Origin of the sequence: Ectothiorhodospira lacustris, assembly GCF_022227785.1 — a bacterium.
Taxonomy (GTDB): domain Bacteria; phylum Pseudomonadota; class Gammaproteobacteria; order Ectothiorhodospirales; family Ectothiorhodospiraceae; genus Ectothiorhodospira; species Ectothiorhodospira lacustris.
In genome coordinates, this window is sequence record NZ_JAJNQM010000002.1 from 65,599 (window position 1) to 83,900 (window position 18,302).

Genomic DNA, 18,302 nt, shown 5'->3' on the forward strand with positions numbered 1-18,302 from the left:
TCGAGCATGAACGACGAGAACCAATTCTTTCGCCCCGTGGGCGAGATCTGCCAGCGTCAGGTGGTGACCTGCCGGCCCGGCGAAGGGCTCGTTGATGTGGTAAAAGTAATGAAGGAGAAGAACATCTCCAGCGTGGTGGTCTGCGATGACGCCGGTGCCCCCATCGGCATCATCACGGACCGGGACCTGAGGAACAAGGTGGTGCCGTCGGGACGTGACCCGGTTTCCTTCAAGGTCGCGGACGTGATGAACAGCCCCCTGACCACCATCCGTGAAGAAGACGTACTCTACGAGGCGCTGTACCGGATGTCACGGCAACACATCCACCGCCTGGTGGTGGTGGATGATGACGGCGCCCTCAACGGGATCATCACCGACACGGACATCCTGCGCATGCAGAATCACTCACCCCATCAACTGGTACGGGACATCGAGAAGGCCGGGACGCCCGAGGACCTCAAGGTCCTGCACACCCGGATTCAGGATCTGGTGGTGCGACTCAGCGGCACCACCACCGGTATCCAGGACCTGGTCAAGCTCATCGCCCATCTCAATGACCAGATCCTGCTGCGCCTGATCCACTTGGTCAGGGAGAGCCACTTCCCCGATCTGCCCAAGGGTTTTGCCTTTGTGGTGATGGGCAGCGAAGGTCGCAGTGAGCAGACCCTGTCCACCGACCAGGATAACGCCATCGTCCATGCCGACGATCTCTCTGATGACGAGATCAAGCGGATCGAAGCCTTTTCCAAGGTGCTCATCGATCACCTCATCGAGATCGGTGTCCCCCCCTGCCCCGGCGGCATCATGGCCAGCAATCCTGCCTGGCGGCGCAGCCTGTCCGGCTGGTACAAGGAGTTGGACCAATGGCTCACCACCCCCAGCCCCCAGAACATCCCCAATGTGAGCATGTTCGCCGACATCCGCACCCTTTACGGCGATGCCTCCCTAGAGCGCAAACTCAAGGCCCACATCTACCACCGTCTGGCGGAAAACCGACTGTTCATCATGCGCATGGCGGAGAACATGATCCGTTTCGCCCCACCCCTGGGCTGGCTGGGCAAGATCAAGACCGGTACCCAGGGTGCACCCCGGGGGGAAGTGGACCTGAAGAAGGGCGGCATCTTCGCCATCACCGACGGCATCAAGGCCCTCGCGCTGGAGCTGAACGCCCTGGACGGCGGCACCCACCAGCGTCTCAAGGCTTTGGTGAAACAGGGGGTGCTGAAGCAGGATCAGGCCGGGGATCTGCAGGAAAGCTTTGATTTTCTGGTGCTGATGCGCCTGCGTGCCCAGGTCCGATCCGTGGAACGGGGCAACAAGCCGGACAACTGTGCGGCCCTGCAGCAGCTGAGCCAGATGGAGCAGGTGAAACTGAAGATCGCCTTCGAGGATGTCAGCAAGTTCCAGAGCTTCATCAGCGGCCACTTCAACCTCAACCTGCTGCGCTGACGGCCGGGCTGACCGGATGCCCTCCCCCCCACCCGCCCAGCCCCCCGTCGCCACCTATTCCATTGTGGCGCGTGACCCTACCAGCGGTCAGCTCGGTGTGGCGGTGCAGTCCCACCACTTTGCCGTGGGCAGCGTCGCCCCCTTCGCCAGGGCGGGCGTGGGTGCCGGCACCATACAGTCCTTTGCCAAGCTCATCTATGCCGCCGAAGGCCTGCGCCTGATGCGGGACGGCGCCAGTGCCGGCGAAGCCCTGCGCCGACTGCTGGCCCGGGACCACCACATGGATTACCGCCAGGCCGCCATGATCGACACCCGGGGCGACGTGGTGGTCCATACCGGCCGCCTGTGCATCGACGAGGCAGGTCACTGCCTGGGGGATGAGTACGCGTGCCTTGGCAACATGCTGCTCAATGACGGCACCTGGGCGGCCATGGGAAGGGCCTACGAGGCCGCCGAAGGTGATTTTCCCCATCGCCTGATCAGTGCCCTGGAGGCCGCCCAGGCCAAGGGCGGCGACCTGCGAGGACGACGTTCCGCCGCCATGATGGTGGTCAGCGGCAAGGCCACCGGAGACCCGGCCCAGGACACCATCCTGGACCTGCGGGTGGAGGACCACCCCACCCCCGTCCGAGAGCTGAAGCGCCTTGTCATCCTCAAGGAAGCCTACGAATTCAATACCCTGGGTGGGCATCACCTGCGGCATGGGGAATACGATAGAGCCATCCAGGCCTTCACCCGTGCCGAGGCACTGGCCCCGGAAGAGGATGAACTCATCTTCTGGCGATCCGTGGCCCTGATCAACGCCGGCCATGAAGCCGAGGCCCGGGCACTGCTCGGGGCGCTGTTCCAGCGCGCCCCTCACTGGTCCCTGCTCCTGAAAAGGGTGGCAAAAAGCTGCTTTTTACCCGATGATCCGGCGCTGATCGAGCGGCTGCTCCCACCGCAAGACGGCACGCCCTGAGGCGTACCCCAACCACGATCATCCTGCTCCCCTGCCATATCCTGAGCACGTCAAGGCATGACATTCGGTACTGAAGAAATCCTCATCGCCCTGCTGGTCACCCTGATCGCCGGCCTGGTCCATGGCGCCTTCGGGCTGGGGTTCCCGATGATCGCCACCCCCATCCTGGCACTGATCACCGACGTCAAGACCGCCATTTTGCTCACCCTGGCCCCCAATATCGCGGTCAACGTCTGGAGTCTGGTGCGGGGCGGCAACTGGCTCAACAGCGTGAGCCGGTTCTGGCCGGTGGCCATGTGGATGCTGGTGGGATCGGCGCTGGGCACCCTGGTATTGGTGGCCATGGACCCCAACCCCTTCCGTCTGCTGCTGGCGGCCACGGTGGTGCTCTACCTGGTGTCCGACCGCATCAAGCGTATCGACTGGCGCTGGATCGGGCGTCATCCCCGTGCCAGTGGTGCCGGGGCCGGGTTGCTGGGAGGCCTGCTGGGGGGCACCGTAAACGTCGGTGGCCCGGTGATGATGATCTATTTCCTGGAACTGAGACTCGCACCGGTGGTGTTGGTCCAGGCCATCAACCTGTGCTTCCTGCTGGGCAAGGGGACCCAGGCCATCACCTTCGCCTTCCTCGGCATGCTGGGGCTGGACCTGCTGCTGATCTCCCTGCCCCTGGGCATTGCCGCCCTGATCGGATTGCGCGGCGGCATGTGGATACGGGAGAGGGTGGCGGCGGAGACCTATCGGGGGTGGCTCAAAGCTCTGCTGTGGGTATTGTGCATCCTGCTGGTGGTCCAATTTTTCCGCGAGTTGGGATGACCAAGGGATTGACCAAGGGATGGCCCCCGGAAGACGCCATGCAAAACGCTCCGGGGGCCATCCTGACGAAAATCACATCTTTTCCTGATCCTTTTTGACGGACATGTCCTTGAGTTCCTGCAACAGTTCCCGGAAGCGCTGATCAAGCCGCTCCATAGCCGATTCCTGGGCCAGCCGCATGGACTCAAAGGTCTCCCGGGTATGACTGCTCATGCGGTCATAAACCTTGCCCACCATCTCTACTTGTTTCACCGGCAGATCATCCTGTTTTGACTCGCCTATGGCACGGGTCATTTCCGTGGTCTCGTTCATGGCCTGGGCCAGCATCTCCGTCTGACGCCTCATCAGGGACTCACTGCTTTCCATCATCGCCCGATTGGCCGCCATCATGGCTTCCACATTCCTTTTCTGCACCTCCATCAATGCGGACATGTCCATGTGCGGGATCTTGAACTGCTTCATGAACTCGTTCATCTGATCCATGTAGCGCTGCGGATCCATGAGTCTCATCAGCTCGGACATATCGAACGGGTTTTTCTCTTGCGGCATGACTGCGATCTCCTTCTCTGGTTGCAGGGTGGATGCAAGGCTGACCCTCCATCGCTAGAGCTTAGCCTAACGCATCGGGTCCGCGTGAGGGTCCTGGCCCATTTTCACGGAAAAACAGATTGTCATCGGCGTGTGGCAACACTGTGGATAAGCTGTTTCGAACCCGTGAATAAACTTCATCCACAAACTTATCCACAATCCATACACATTTTCCGCGAAGGTTTCCCCTACGGTTCCACACAACGCATTCTGTGTACAACTTGTTGAAAAATTTAATATTTAACGTTTTTTTCCCCTGCAGACCCCCGCCCTTATTATTGTTATTTAAAAGATTTTTAAAAAATTGATAGTAAAGGCACACCGCTTCATCCACACCTCAGGCACCATTCTGGGAAATGCGATCCGCATCCATACGAATGGTCTCGGCTTCGATCCGGACCTCCCGACCCTGGATCACGACATCGCCACCGGCGGTGATCCGAATGCCGGCCATACCATCACCGATCTGTATTCCGCCGGCCGCAGTTTTCCACAGCATTTCCCCCATCACGTGAAATCCCGCATCTCCCTGAAGAACGCGGCATCGGAGATGCCCCTGTTCCGAGACCAGTTCAAGATCGTTGGCAGAGTTGAGTGTCATGGCGCCCTCACTGCGCTGCAGAAAATCCCCCTGTCGCGCCAGCAATTGAAGGTTTTCTCCCGCCTCCAGCAACAGGTTGTCTGCCGCCTGATGACGGATCTCTCCGGATTCCGTGATCAACAAGGCGTCTCCCTGTACCTCGACCTTCTGATCACCCCCGATCTCCACCTGCTGATCGGCACCGATTTTCAGGTGCATGGCCCTGCCCGAGAGCCAGTGCATTTCTCCGTGGCGGCTTTCCAGAATCAGCCTGTGGGCATCCTGTGTGGCATCCAGGGTGAGGTGCAGATCCCCGTCCCGGGTGGCCAGCCGGAGTTGTTCGTTCCCGGTCCGGTCGTCCAGGCAGAGTTCGTTACCTGCCGGGGTACGCAACAGATTCTGCCCGGGGTTATCTGCGTTGACGGGAGAAGGCTGATCACGATTGGGCAAGGCACCAAGGATCACAGGACGGTGAGGATCACTGTTTTCAAACCCCACCAGCACTTCGGTGCCGGGGTGCAGCGGAAAATGAAACCCCCCGCCACCAGGGGCTGCATAGGGTGTCAGCAGCCGCACCGGTGCACTGGCTTCAGCCACGGCATGGGCACCACCGTCAAAGTCAAAGCGCAGCCAATAACGACCCTGGTCATCCAGCAGGGGACCCTCACCAGGATTTCCATCCACCCGTGCCGCCAGACGGCCATGGACACGATGAGGCCGATAACGGGGCCGGAAGGGCTGTTCCAGGGGCAGAAGATCCACCTTCACCCGCAGATCCGGTGTGTGTCCGCCTGTCCCCCCCATGGGCAATGCGTGGGCCTGGGTTGCGTCCAGATCCACACGGACGATCACGTAGACGCGATTGAAGTCCTGACCGGGATAACCCGCGACGGACAGCCGTTGACCGGGTTCCAGGTCGGTACAGTCCGTGAGGATGCGGACTTGAAGGCGGTCGCACTCCAGAGCCTGCAGGCGCAGCTGCGCCAACCTTTCTCCTTCGCGAAGTTGGTGAAACCCCGTTCCCCAGTGTTCTTCCTTGCCGGCACCCGGCAGATCACCATTGCTGCGGACATGGACGGGGGCCGGCGTCCCCGGTTGATCGGGATCGTGATCCCGCAGTGTGATCGATGTCGGTAACAGCCGGGTCCTGGGCATGAGCCGATGAATGGTGTGGAAACCACGGACCTCGCCCTTCAGAGGCTCGTAGCGCAGTGTTCGCATCTCGCCCTCAGCTGCCCTGCGAGAATCGTCCGAAATCACCAGGACGGCCTTCTCAGCGCCCTGTTCGAAGCGATAATGCAACCCTTCGAAAGCCATGAGGCGAGACAGGAAGGCAAGATCATCTTCGTCCACCTGGGCGATGAAGGGGCGGACGGGATACCCCTCACCGCAAACCATGCGCCAGTCCCCCGGGCGCCAGCCGTGGCCGATCAGGACGCGCTCCAGGACCTGCGGTACGGTCAGGCGAGTGAAGACCCGCTGATGGCGGGAGCGGGCCAAGGGGCCCAAGGGAGATTCCAGGTGCACCCGCTGGCAGTGGTGGCCCGCGGGTCCGCTCTCGAGGTCATCCAGCCCGGTGATGATGCCGTGGACGGACCGCGTCCTCCCGCCCGGCATGAGGGCGGCACGACATCCCAGAACGAACGCAGAAGACAAAGGCACCGTTGCAAGGCAGTCCACGGTGATCCGATAGGACCTGGACAGACCGTAGTCGCGCCAGCTGAGCGTGAGGACCTCCGGCTGCGGTTCGGGACAGGTCGGGATCTTCAGTCGGTGACGTAGAGGCATCGAGGGTTGCGGCGGCGCGGTGTTCAGCATGGGTGTCGATCTCCCCGTTCGATGCCGGAAATCGGTTGCTGCGGCAGGGGGATCAGGCGTGCTTCATGGGAACCCCGGCATTCGCCCAGTGGCGTGCTCAAACCCAGATAGAGATCACCGTTACCCAGGCCCCGTGGTTGCTCCGGTGTCATTTGCATTACCGGTTGGAACGGGGTGAACGGCCCCAGATAGGCCCGGATCTCCCGGGTAAGTCCGACACGTCCCGCGTACAGCGCGACGACCTGGCCGGGTGTCAGGGGACCGATGAGGATGCGTAATCCCTCGGGGACTCGGACTTCTTCTCCAAGGGCCGCATCCCGGCCCAGGCAGGTACCGTCGAGGGAGCCCAGGCGGGTGGTCTCGGGTAGGGGGCGCCGACAGTAACGGAAGGTATGGAGGGTCACTTCTAGCCCCGTCATTCCCAGGTGGTCCAGCATCCGCATGATCCTGGCCTTCAGGCCCGGTGCCGTGGGCATCCCTGATGGCTTCAATGCGTCCAGATAGCGCAGCAAGGGAGGCGGCGCCTCCATGCACGTGAACAGATAGGCTCTTGGCGTCCGCCAGGTCGCCAGCAGCAGTTGATGAAAACGCCGATCGAAGAGATCCAGGAAGGCGCGTAGGGCCTCCGCATCAGGGTCCTGACGGCAGAGACCTTCCAAGTCTTCCAGCGGCAAGGGAGACAGGGGACCCCGGAGGCCCGGAAAAACGGTTTCGATCCTGTGAACTGCTCCTTCCCGTTGAGCACGGCGCACGGGGGTGGCGGGGAAGTCCAGATCGGCACTGGTGATGGCTGACGGGGGCCTTTCAGCGGACATCGTCAGGATTCGTAGCAGTTCCGGCAGCCCGAAGGCATGATATGGGTGAGTCGGCAGGCTCATTGCGGTATGGGTGGGTGATCAGGGAGTGCGGGCCAAGTGATGTCCTGGCCGCCGGGGCGAGCCTTGAGGCGCAGGCGGACCCCCTGATGAATGGGGGCCTGCATTGACAGGGCAAAGGCCAGTACCTGTCCCAGCAAAGCTGCTTCCGCCCTGCCGGCAAAGACCGCGAGATCGACGGCCAGGGTGAGCGCTTGCCCGACGTGCAATGCACCCCGGCGCCAGCGGGTGAAAGGGATCGCTTCCAGGTCCAGGATGCCTGTCGGCAGCTTCTGCCGGAGCGGGTCTCGGGTCCAGTCCAGCATGTCCAGCCACTGGCGCAGGTCTTCAGTGGACCGTAGACCGCCCTGCTGCATGGAAACCTGCCTGATCAGGGTCCAGCGCCAGTCCCCCCGAGTTGGAGGCGGATAGAGCCGACCGGGCCTGGACAAGGCGGAGATGCTCAGGCCGGTACCAGGATCACGCACGGCCTCAAGCGGAGTTCCGGCCGCGATATGGTCATGGGGATAGTGGCCGTTGTGGGCCAGCACCTGGCAGGACAGGGTTTCGTGGCGAGGGGCTTGTGCCGGGTCCAGTCCCAGCCGGATGCGGGTATGACCGGTCACGTCGGTGTGCACCAGAGGCTCATAGCCTCCCTGCTCGACTTCCGGCAGGGTTTCGGAAAACATCAGCGGATACCGCCGCCGCTGTCCGGTGACGGAGTCCATCCCCTGCACCTGTTCCACCCGGTAGATCTGCAGGGATTCCGGCCGGCGGTTGTCCACGGTCAGCGGATATTCAGCTCGCCGTGGGTCCCTTACCAGAGGCTCGGCATCCTGCTCGAAGAGGTTGACCGCTGCCACACAATGAAGGCGCAGGGCGTGACGGTAGCGTGAGGGAGAGCCGGGCAGTCTGCGTCCGAGGACAATCCCCAGACGGAACCGGCGGGTGTTGCGGGGCAGCTGCCAGCTTTGGCCAAGGTGAAGGGTGATGAAACGGAACCGGTCTTTGAAATGGAAAAAATCCTGCAGCAGATTGAATCCTGGAAAGGCCGTTTCCCGGAATTCAGGCCTTACTCCGTATTGCCAAAGGGCGTAGGAAGGGTGGATGCCGGCCTGGTCGCCGAAGGCCATTTCACGAATGCCCTGCGACGGATCTTCCAGTAGATGCACCGAGTCGGTGGCGGTCACCAGGTGATCCAGCAGGGACATGTCCGCATCGCCGTCTTCGGGCACATGCAGATCCAGCGCCGTGGGCAAGGGTTGGTCCGGATCATGGGGTTCGTGCAGTGCCAGATCCAGGATCAAGCACCCGCCCTTTATCCCCTCACGGCGATACTCGACGGCCTCCAGATGCACGGGTTGGAAGGTGACCGGCCAGAGGGTCCGGAAACGGCAGCACGTTTGCTCGGCCCCCACCGGTGGACTCTGCACCAGAGTACCGGCCGAGAGGGTGAATGCCTGTCGGCGCCGATGTTGCTGCGCCAGTTGCAGTACCGTACAGGCCGGATACGGACGCAGGGCCTCGGGTCTGAGGCGGGTGAGCAGCCCTGCGCAGACGTCCGGCTGCTCTTCATCCAGCCGCTGCCGGATGAGGGCGGCAAGAAAGGCCATACCCTGGAACAGCCGCTCCACACGGGGGTCTCTGGTCCGCGGATCATCCAGGCTGAGGGCGTGCGCCTGGTGCGGATAGGCCCTTGCAAACTCGGCCGCCGCTTCGGTCAAAAGCAGCAATTCTTCGTCGAAATGCCCCTTGAGGCCCGCACCGGGTGTGGTCAACGGGGCAAACAGGTCCTGTGAGTCTTGCATTGCGTTTCCTTGCCGCGCCGAATTCATGCCTGGACCCGGTTCCAATGGGTCCAGGCGGGCTGATGCCTGATTCAGCGATTTTCCACCCATGAGTCCTGGAACTCGATGTTGCCGTCCACGTAGGTCCAGGTAATGCGTCCATAGCGTAGGGCAACCTGCTCCAGGTGGGGGTAGCGTTCCTTATCCAGTTCCTTGACGTTGTGCATCACCGGTTTGACCGAGGTCACCTTCACATCTTCCAGGCGGTGGCGGAAGTACTCCCGCTCCGAACCGCTGTCATCGATGCGGTACCAGCTGATGACCACTTCCTTGAGGGTCTGGCCATTACTGCAGGCCTTGTAAAGATAGGGGGATACCTTGTCGAAGGTCTTGGTAAAGCGCAGGGGCTCATGCTTTCGGGTACCGGTCAGGGCGCCCGTATCCGAATCGGTGGGGATGCGGATCTCGTGATCGAGTTGCAGCACTTCCACCGTGTGGCGGCGCCCCGTGATCTGTACCGGACCTTCCACGAGGGCACCCTGGTCGTCACGCAGGCTCATATAGGCGGGAATCGGCATGTGGCACTGTCTCCTTGTCAGGGTTGTCGGCTATCCATGGCAATGTGCGTTTCAGTCCCGGGATCGGGGCATCCGGGCCAGCAGGGAGAGGCGAACGTCCACCCCCTCGATCTGGAAATGGGGCATGACCTGGAGGGTCACGGCGTAGAAGCCCGGGTTTTCCGGAATCTCCTCCACGGTCACCCGACCATCCCGCAGGGGATGGGTGGCCACCAGAGCCGGGTCCGGGTCGCGCATGCGGGTCACCAGGCCCTGCAGCCATTGGTTCAGTTCATCTTCCAGGGTCTGACGGGATTTGGCGGCACCGATGTTTTCCCGCTGCAGGATCTTCAGGTAGTGGGAGATCCGGGAAACCAGAAACACGTAGGGTAAACGGGCATTGATGCGGCAGTTGGCGGTAGCCTGCGCACCGCTGTATTCCATCGGTTTCTGCACCGAGTTGGCGGAAAAGAAGCAGGCAAAGTCCCGGTTCTTGTAATAGCTCAGGGGGATGAAACCCAGCTTCGCATATTCCAGTTCGCGGGTTTCGGAGATGAGAAATTCCGTGGGCATGCGGGTCTGCAGGCCATGCCCCAGGTCCACCTGATGCAGGGGCAGATCGCTGACCCGTCCGCCCGATTCCGGGCCCCGGATGTTCACTGCCCAACCATGCAGTCGGAAACTCTCCGCCATGTTGGCGCCAAAGGCGAACGCGGCGTTGCCCCATAGATATTTCCCGGCATCCTCACCACTGACGTCTTCCCGGTAGCACAGCCCCCGGGCGGGTCGGTCATTACCCCAGGGCGGACGCAGCAGAAAACGCGGTAAGGTCAGTCCCACGTAGCGGGCATCCTGGGTTTCCCGGAAGGCATTCCAGCGAATGAAGGCAGCCTGCTCCATGTAGTTGGAGAGATCCTGGATACGAGGCAGGTCCGATGTCTGTGTCTTGCCGAAAAAGGCCGGACCCACCGCGCCGATGAAGGGGCAGTGGCAGGCGGCGCAGACCCGGGAGATCTCCCGCAGCAGGCCGATGTCCCGGGCGGTGTTGTCGAAATGGTAATCGGCAATGATGGTGGAGACAGGCTCACCGCCGGGGGTGTCGTACTCCTGCGTATAGAGCTGACGGTAAAGACCGCTGCGGACGGTATCCGGGGCATCCTCGAAGTCTTCCAGCAGCGCCTCCTTGCTCAGGTCCATCAGCTCCACTTTCACGTTGGCCCGGCGATCACAGCGATCCAGCAGGAACTGAAGACTTCGCCAGGCCGATTCCAGGGCCTGAAATTCGGGATGATGCAGCACCTCATCCAGTTGCCGGCCGATCCGCTCATCCAGGCGGGCGATCAGGGCATCCACCAGAGTCTTATCGATGCGCTGTTCGCCCGGCTCGGAGTCTTCCAGCAATTGCAGCAAGACCCCGAGGGCGGCGGTCAAGCGGTCCCCCGGTGAGGTCTCGCTCAGGTGCAGGTCATCGCTGAAACGGTCCAGGTTGACCGCTTGCCGCAGGGGTTCCACATCCACAATGCGGCACAAACGCTGGTAGGGGCCGATCTGTTCCCGTGGGGTGAGGTGCGTCTGCTCGCCGACTTCCATGATGCTCATGGCTGATCTTCCTCTGAAGGTGCCGGATCCTGTGGGGGACCGGCCAGCGGTGTCAGGGTCTGTAGATCCCGATTCAATGCCGCCAGATCGTGACGATCGCGGATGATGCGTTCCAGTTCTCGACGGAAGGCTGCATTGTCCAGCATGCTGGACTTGAGTTCCCTGAGCAGGTTGCGCATCGCCAGGAGCCTGGCCAAAGGCTCGATGCGAGTGGCCACCGCTTCGGGTCGAAAGTCACGCATGTGCTGAAAGCACAGGGAGACGGGGATCTCACCACCTCCGGATTCCAGTTGGTTGGGGACCGTGAAACGGATCGCCGGCGCCAGGGTCTGCAATACGGCTTCCAGATTGTCACGGCTGACTTCCACCCGTGGGCGGTCCACCACCTTGCCTTGGGTCCGGCCGCGACTGAAGTCGCCGATGACCAACGCCTTGAAGGGCAGATCCACCCTTCGGGGGGAACCGTCGCCATCCACATCCAGGGTGATGTTCACCCTGGCCCTGGGGATTTCTTCCTGAAAACTGCCCGTCATGTGAGGACTCCTGTCCGGTTGATGTCCAAGGGGGGATGTGTGCAGGCAGACTCAATAGCCGGCAAAGTCATGGCCTGGACTGGAGCGACGGCGCACAGACGCCGGGCACAGGCACGGGCCAAGGTGGGGTCCAGGGCCTTGGCGGTGGCATGCAAACGCCCCAGCAGGGCCGAGGCAATCTCAGGATCCCAGTCCAGCACGTGAGTCTGATCCAGCTGCCGATGCAAGTTCACCAGCACATCGTGGGCTACGTCCCTGCGTCCTTGCCGCAGGGACAGGTCCGCCTGCAGCAGCCCCAGCCGGGCACGATCACGCAGGCTCATGGCCGGGATCCGGTTCAGAGTCTCCCAGTCCATGTCCGGGGGCAGATGGGGAGGAATGCAGTCCGAGAACGACTGGCCGGTGGTGTCAGCCGCCCCTGGGGGCACCGACATGGCGGCATTAACCGATGGAGATTCCGACAACCAGCGACGGGTGGCCTCGTCCATGAAGGGGCGTCCGTCCTCAAAGCACAGAGCTTCCAATTCCGGCAGACGCTTCAGCAACAGCCGTACCGATCCCTGCAGATAGGCGCCCAGTTCCGGTCGGTCCATCCCTTCGGTGGCCCTGGCAAGCCGGTATTGCAGATCCAGGGCCAGATGAAAACCCGGCTCAAAGAAGCACTCCATGCCGCGCCGGAAGGCGGCCGCCCAGTCACCGGCATTCAGGATGCTTTCCAATCCCTCCCAGCTTTCCGATCGGGGAGCTGGAATCCGCGTCACTCCCTGCCGCGCCGGAGGCAGACCCAGGCTGCCCCATCGGGCTGCCTGCGCTAGGGCGCAAGCCTGCAGTAGCTCGCCTTCGGCCAGGAGGTGATCATGGAAACCACGAACCCCTTCCAGCCAGGTGTCCGGATTGGCCGATGGCTCGAATCCCCTGCCCCGTTCCAGCGCTTCCGGTGCCTGTGCGGCCTGATCTTCGGCGGTGGAGGGCTGACAGTGATCGATCCACCGGCGCAGTACCCTGCAGGGCGGTGCGGCTCTTGTGCCTTCCGGATCCCTTGCCATGAGTTCCTGTTCCAGCTCGCCCATGGTTGCGTGCAGAGCCTTTGCCAGAGATGGCTCAGGCAGTGTCCGTCGATCCTGCAGCAGTCGTTCCAGACGCTCGTTGTCCAGCCAGGCCAAGGCCGCCCGGCGTCGTGCCAATGAGCGCGGATGACAGTGGTCCCAGTGGTTCCGGATCATGCCGTGGTAGAGTCTCAGCCCCGCCGCCAGGCCCTCCGGGCCATGGCGGGTGACCAGTGCCAGGAGCAGATAACCGGCGATCCGCAGATCCTTGGCCTGGGTATGAAGAAAATGGTTCCCCATCTCGATCAGATGGTCAAAATCAACGCCGTGCAGCTGTTCGATTTTTTCCCGTATGGCGATGAAGCCATCGTTGAATCGGGGATCTTCGTCACAGTTCATCTCACCGGGACCGGCGATGTCCTCAAGCCGTGTTCTCAGGTGGGCAGGCAACGGGGAGGGATCCATCACGGACTCCGACGGGGAAAGGGTGAACGGCTGAGGCGAAAATCCTGAAACAGGGTTTCGTGGATGAAGTTCTGGCGCCGGTCCGCCCGCAGGTGAAAGCGCAGTTCCAGGGGGGCATCACCCTCCCCCATGAGAGGCCAGCGGACGGTGTAGAGATGGCTGTCACTGTGCTCCCTGTCCATGTGTGCCGTGTGCAGCAGCCGGAACAGGGCCCAGACGCCCTCCTCCCGGAACTCTCCCAGTGGACGGCCGCCATGGTCCACCGCCATCACCCTGGCACCTGGACTGCGGATGTCTCCCGGCCAGACGAACTGGCGCCATTCCTGGGGCTCGTTGCGATAACGGTATTGCTGACCGTTGGTTTCAAACCGCATCTCGCTCAGCCCTGGATGAGGAATGGGATAGAGGTGAAATCCCAGGCGAGGCTCATCCCGCCCATCGGCAAACAGGGCGCTGGTAAGCCGACCGGCCCGCTCCAGATCGTGGAGAAATGCGCGGGAAAACCCGGGGCCGATGCCGATCCATTGCCGTGACTGCCAGCGTCCCTGGCGCTCCGTCAGGAAAGGGTCCAGGTGCTCCTGGGTAAAACGCCACAGGCGACCCCGTTCAGGGTGGATCAGGCCCACCAGATCCACCAGGGCGGCGTCTTCCCCCTGGGGGTGAAACGGAAAACGACCTGCCAGGCGATCCTGGTATCCATCGTGGACCTGGCTCTGCCAGGTTTTTTCCAGATCCACGGTGGCCTGACGGATCACGGTGCGCCAACTTTCCTGCACAATGCTCTTCATCAACGGTGCCAGGGGCCGGCAACCGCTGTCTTTAGAGTCTGTGAGGCGAGGGATGGCCACCCAGGCCCGTTGCAGCGCCGTGCCGGATCCCTGTCCGGACAGCAGCGCGGCAGCGTGGAGCCGGGCCTGTCCGGCCGGATCGGGTGCGGCTGCCATGCCCTGGATCTCCGCCTGCAGCGCGGCCAGAAGCTCCAGGCAGGGCGACAGTGGATCCGCGCCTTCGGTGGCACTGCCGGCCCCCGGCGGCTTGAGCAGATCATGGTCGATACGCCCGGAACGGGCGACCTGATGAGCGACCTGTTCCAGGGGGACGGTTTGCCGGGCATTGGCTTCACCCGGAAATTGCTCGGCCTGCAGCCAGGCAGACAGGCGTGGCAGGATACCGTTTGTATCGGCGGCGAGGGTATGAAGGGTGTCGGCCAGCGTCTGCAGGTGGGTGTGTGGTTGCAGTTCCAGGCCCTTGAGGAAGCGTTGCCAGTGGTCTTCATGATCCTCGGTGTAGCGGCTGCGCAGGGCCTGGATGAGGGCCTCCTGCTGCTCCGCAATATGTTCATCGGGCGCATCCTCGGGGCCATGGATGACCCAGTCGCCCATCGTGGCCAGGCTTACCAGTTCGGGGATATCGGAGTGGATCAATGACCACCGCATTTCGGCGGTATGCCGAAGCGGCAGGGGGTGGCTCACCTTCAGACGCCGGGCATGCTCCCGGCCGAGCACGCGGGCAAGGTCCACGGTGCCCTGATCCGGTCCGGCCAGGGCCTGCAGACGCGCATACAGACTATCCAGGTCGCTGCCGCTCTGTAGCCGTGTCCGGGCTCGGGCCACCAGAACTTCGTCCTGGGCCTGCAGGCCCAGGCCCTGCCCGCCGCGGCCCTCCAGCCACAGGTCCGTGGGCCAGACCGGGCCGGGAACAGGGGGGTATCCCAGAGCGCGCCAGTAATCGCGCAATGGCGGGGCGGCCACCGGAGGATCCAGGTGCCGCCTGTCCGTGAGCATCAGGTAAAGGCGCAGGTGATCGTAGTGTGCCTTGCGAAGCTCAGGATCCGCCGACCGGGTCGCATCCTCCCATTGGGCCTCCAGTGACTCCAGTTGCTGCGTCAGCGTCGCCAGAACGGCGGGGATGAACCGCCGATCCATGGTGATCACCAGGGCGTTGCCGAGTAGCTCAGCCTGTTGCCGCAACCGGGGGCGTGCCGGCAGATACTGCCATTGTCCCGCCGTGTCGGCCGCCAGGAGATACTGCTGGGCGGCCTGGAGCCGCAGCAGGGCCTCTCCCACAACCTGCGTATCCGGTGCAGTGTCCTCGGCCAAGGCGCCGAGGGCCTGCAGGGCCGACTCACCCTGGGCCAGCAGTCGTGTCTGGTCCTGATGGGCGTCGCTCAGTGCCAGCCCGGCCAGCCCCAGGCTCAGCAGGGCCAGGGACGTGACCACCGCCAGCGACAGGCGTCGTGTCATGCGCCGCCGTCGGGTGGGCATCACCCGGTATCGGCAGGGCATGATCAACTCATTCCAGAGACCCTGGGCAAAGTAGGGCTCCTTGGTGGCCGAGGTCAGTCCCAGCCCCGCCAGGTGTGGAGGTTCATGACCGGAATGGTGCTTGAGCAAGACTTGCAGAAAACCGTCGAGAGCCGGTGTCAGACGAGATAACTGATAGGGAAACAGCATCACCCCGGCCCTGTCCACGGAATTGGTGCACTGCCTGAGTCGGCGCAAACGCTGGCCTTCCAGTCGCTGACGCAACGTTTCCAGACCCTCCAGACACGACGCCCGGGCGGAGCCGGTCATGCCAAGCCTGATCCCAAGGAATGGTTGCCGGTCTTCACTCGACGGTGCCCGAAAATAGTCATCGAAACCCGGCAGACGATCTGCATGATTGAGCACCAGGTGGATGGGGCAACTCAGCCCCAGGGTCTGATGCAGGTTGTCCAGATAACGGCGCAACTGGTGGGACCATGGTGTCAGCGTGTCCTTGTCATGCTCCTGCAGTGTGCGGACATCCAGAACCACCACGATCCCGTTGAGCCCAGCCCGGGGGCGATGTCTGCCCAGCCATTGCAGCAGGGCGCTCCACGACTGCGGCCGTTCAGGATGGAGGCAGGTGTCCACGTCCAGTTCCAGAATGACACCCTGATCAGTCAGCCAGAGCCGACAGCAGTCGTCATCCTCTTCCGGCCCCAGTGGTTCCAGGTGCAGCGCGCTGCGCCGGATCAGGCTGGACTTGCCGGCGCCGGTGGCGCCGAGTACCAGGAACCAGGGCTGTGTCTCCAGTGACCTTCGTCCCTTGCCCCCCTGTGCCGTCGGATGCCGGCGCAGTTTCTCGGCCAGGTTGTCCAGTGCAGCCGTGATCCCGGCGCCCTGTGCCGTCGGCGACCGACTCATCGGTGCGCCTCCCCTGCCGTCGGCGGGGCAGCATCCAGTTGTTGAATTGTCTGCTGCAGCAGCTCCGTCCGACCCTGGAACATCTGGTGGGTCTTTATCCCCTGTAAGAGGGCCATGGTCGTGATCAGGGCGAGCGTCAGCAGGGTGATGTGCATCCAGTTGAGACGCCCCGCCCCGGTCTTTTCGTGAGTCATGTCCACGGCGGTCGCGGAAACAGCCAGGGCGGATTCCTCAGGACCTTGCAACGACTCGATCTGGTTGCTCAGTTCTGCCTGCAGGGCGTGCAGGGCCGTGTCACCGCGAAGGCGGTAGATCCCCTGGAAACCCATCTGCAGACAGGCAAGATACAGCTCCAGCAGATGCTGATGGGCCTGCGGATGCCGCCTGAACGCCTCCATCCGGGTGAAAAATCGTTCTCCACCCAGATGATCACCAAAGTCGGCCATCTGCAGGGTGTCATGCAGCCAGGCCTCCCGGCCGGGCCAGGTGGAGCACAGGACCCGTTCGTCCACCAGGGCCGCGAGGGCGTGCAGGACGGCCTCCCGCTCCGGTTCCGGCAGACCAAGGTCGGCAATGGATTGCGCCACCTCGCGGAAGGTGGATCGCACCTGCCTGCCGTGATCATGGGGCATCTCCCGGGCCTGATCCGGGTCCAGCAAGGGGGGCAGCAAGGCCAGCAGGGGCTCGCTGCAGCGCAGGCAGGGATTGCTTATCATGGGCCGGTTTCCAGGCATGACAGGTTTAAACGCAGGTCACGCAGGAGCGGCGGTAGATAAATGCTCAGCGTGCCGCTGCGGACCACCTGTTCCCACGCCTCGCCCCGGGGTTCCAGACGGAAGCATTCCTCTCCATCCGCCAATATCAGTGTCCTGGGAGGACGTGATTCATGACGCAGGGGGACGCCCGGCAAGGCTGCCTGGAGGCGCAGATCCAGCTGTTCCCGGGCCGCCACCTTGACCTGACGGGTGAAATCTTCAATCCAGGTCACCGACGGCTGTTCATGGCTTGCCAGCAAATACAGGGCATGACCCGGTGCCAGTGCTTCCGCCAGGTTTTCCACCTCCAGCCGGGTGTCGGAGTGCCGGATGAGCACGGGTGATGGTCGGGCATCGGGCATGAGGCATTGCAACTGCAGGTCCAGCCACCCCTCCAGATCCTTGAAACCCGGACCCGGGTCCGCCGCCTCGAAGGGTGGGATCAGCCACCCTTCGGCGGGTTCCGCCGTAAAAGCCTGCAGTTCGGCGACCCCCTGGACCAGGCTCAGATGCAGACGCTCCGGTGCCAGACCGGGCAAGGTTGAGAGGTGGGCGAGCCGAGCATGAAGCCGAAAGAGAATGCCCAGTTGATGGCGACGGAAGAGGACGGCCGGGCTGGTATCCGGCCGTCCGCGGAGATGAGTGGTCAGTCCATGAATAGCCGTCTGCAGACGATCAAGGATGCGCTCCTGCAGGCGGCGCAGGGAGGCGGAGGCCTGTGCCTGGAGCAGTGGCGGGATGAAGTCTTCGTCGGTTTCATAGCGGCCGTCGCAGCGGGGAAGCAGACGAATCAGCGGCAACAGGGTTTCATCGTCGTTTTCAGTCCGACCGGCCACCAGGGAGAGATTCCAGTGCCCCAGGGCCAGTTCGCGCACACGCTGCGGGTCGTATTCATCCGCCACGGTTTCATAGCTCACCTGCCAGGCATCCCATAGCCCTTCAGCGTCCCCGTAGCCACTGATGCCGGCGGCGCGCCGGTTGATGGGCAGGCTCAGGGAGATCAGCAATGGATCGCCGTCAGGTTCCGGCAGTCGGCAGGTGAGCGGACCTTCCCGGTCTTCACGAAAACTGACGCAGCGTCCATCAGGCATCACGGCATCGATGGCAATGACCCGGCACCGCCGCTGATCCAGTGCCTCGTGATCCAGGCTCAGGTGGCGGATTCCCCACCCCAGGGGGACGTGCCAGTGAAAGCGGCGGATCAGCATCGACTCGTGATACCGGTCCCACTGCTGCAGATGCTGCTGGCTGAGCAGCAGTCCCTCGCTCCAGATGGGTTTTCGTATGCCTGTCATGATGTTGTCCTTCCCTGGACCGGTTTGAAGGG

14 protein-coding genes are annotated in these 18,302 nt (G+C 62.8%); 3 read left to right on the forward strand and 11 right to left on the reverse strand.

Going from position 1 to position 18,302, the window contains the following annotated elements:
- The first annotated feature begins 6 nt into the window (after positions 1 to 6).
- From LQ952_RS00780 to LQ952_RS00790, 3 genes are read left to right on the forward strand one after another with little or no spacing between them, the layout of a single operon-like run.
- On the forward strand, positions 7 to 1,449 hold the full coding sequence (locus tag LQ952_RS00780; RefSeq protein ID WP_238620638.1) for a DUF294 nucleotidyltransferase-like domain-containing protein: 1,443 nt from the start codon (positions 7 to 9) through the stop codon (positions 1,447 to 1,449).
- A gap of 16 nt (positions 1,450 to 1,465) precedes the next feature.
- Positions 1,466 to 2,410, forward strand: coding sequence for a DUF1028 domain-containing protein (locus LQ952_RS00785; protein WP_238620639.1), 945 nt, complete (start codon positions 1,466 to 1,468; stop codon positions 2,408 to 2,410).
- Positions 2,411 to 2,467: 57 nt separating this feature from the next.
- Entirely contained in the window at positions 2,468 to 3,226 is a 759-nt protein-coding gene (locus LQ952_RS00790; RefSeq protein WP_238620640.1) for a sulfite exporter TauE/SafE family protein, read from the forward strand.
- Between the two features lie 72 nt (positions 3,227 to 3,298).
- Here the strand turns inward: LQ952_RS00790 and phaP are convergent, their stop codons facing one another.
- From phaP to tssK, 11 genes are all read right to left on the reverse strand, one after another.
- Positions 3,299 to 3,775 carry a TIGR01841 family phasin gene (gene phaP, locus LQ952_RS00795; protein ID WP_238620641.1) on the reverse strand — a complete coding sequence of 159 codons (477 nt, stop codon included), beginning with the start codon at positions 3,773 to 3,775 and terminating at the stop codon, positions 3,299 to 3,301.
- 376 nt (positions 3,776 to 4,151) lie between these two features.
- Entirely contained in the window at positions 4,152 to 6,212 is a 2,061-nt protein-coding gene (locus tag LQ952_RS00800; RefSeq protein WP_347402034.1) for a type VI secretion system Vgr family protein, read from the reverse strand.
- Positions 6,206 to 7,027 (reverse strand): type VI secretion system baseplate subunit TssG, encoded by an 822-nt coding sequence (locus tag LQ952_RS00805; protein ID WP_238620642.1) that lies wholly within the window; start codon positions 7,025 to 7,027, stop codon positions 6,206 to 6,208. Before LQ952_RS00805 ends, LQ952_RS00800 begins: the two co-directional genes overlap by 7 nt.
- Positions 7,028 to 7,086: 59 nt before the next feature.
- Complete coding sequence (tssF, locus tag LQ952_RS00810) at positions 7,087 to 8,874, reverse strand: type VI secretion system baseplate subunit TssF (protein WP_238620643.1); 1,788 nt, start codon at positions 8,872 to 8,874, stop codon at positions 7,087 to 7,089.
- Positions 8,875 to 8,945: 71 nt separating this feature from the next.
- Positions 8,946 to 9,431 (reverse strand): Hcp family type VI secretion system effector, encoded by a 486-nt coding sequence (locus tag LQ952_RS00815; RefSeq protein ID WP_238620644.1) that lies wholly within the window; start codon positions 9,429 to 9,431, stop codon positions 8,946 to 8,948.
- 51 nt (positions 9,432 to 9,482) lie between these two features.
- Positions 9,483 to 11,009 (reverse strand): type VI secretion system contractile sheath large subunit, encoded by a 1,527-nt coding sequence (gene tssC, locus LQ952_RS00820; RefSeq protein WP_238620645.1) that lies wholly within the window; start codon positions 11,007 to 11,009, stop codon positions 9,483 to 9,485.
- Complete coding sequence (tssB, locus tag LQ952_RS00825; protein ID WP_238620646.1) at positions 11,006 to 11,542, reverse strand: type VI secretion system contractile sheath small subunit; 537 nt, start codon at positions 11,540 to 11,542, stop codon at positions 11,006 to 11,008. Before tssB ends, tssC begins: the two co-directional genes overlap by 4 nt.
- Positions 11,539 to 13,053, reverse strand: a complete 1,515-nt coding sequence (locus LQ952_RS00830) for a TssA family type VI secretion system protein (protein WP_238620647.1) — start codon at positions 13,051 to 13,053, stop codon at positions 11,539 to 11,541. The genes tssB and LQ952_RS00830 overlap by 4 nt, the downstream gene beginning before the upstream one ends.
- The gene (locus tag LQ952_RS00835; RefSeq protein ID WP_238620648.1) at positions 13,053 to 16,220 is read right to left on the reverse strand and encodes a type VI secretion protein IcmF/TssM N-terminal domain-containing protein; all 3,168 of its coding nucleotides are present in this window, start codon (positions 16,218 to 16,220) and stop codon (positions 13,053 to 13,055) included. Before LQ952_RS00835 ends, LQ952_RS00830 begins: the two co-directional genes overlap by 1 nt.
- On the reverse strand, positions 16,217 to 16,936 hold the full coding sequence (gene icmH, locus LQ952_RS00840) for a type IVB secretion system protein IcmH/DotU (protein ID WP_238620649.1): 720 nt from the start codon (positions 16,934 to 16,936) through the stop codon (positions 16,217 to 16,219). Before icmH ends, LQ952_RS00835 begins: the two co-directional genes overlap by 4 nt.
- Positions 16,933 to 18,270, reverse strand: a complete 1,338-nt coding sequence (gene tssK / locus LQ952_RS00845) for a type VI secretion system baseplate subunit TssK (protein WP_238620650.1) — start codon at positions 18,268 to 18,270, stop codon at positions 16,933 to 16,935. The genes icmH and tssK overlap by 4 nt, the downstream gene beginning before the upstream one ends.
- Between the last annotated feature and the right edge of the window lie 32 nt (positions 18,271 to 18,302).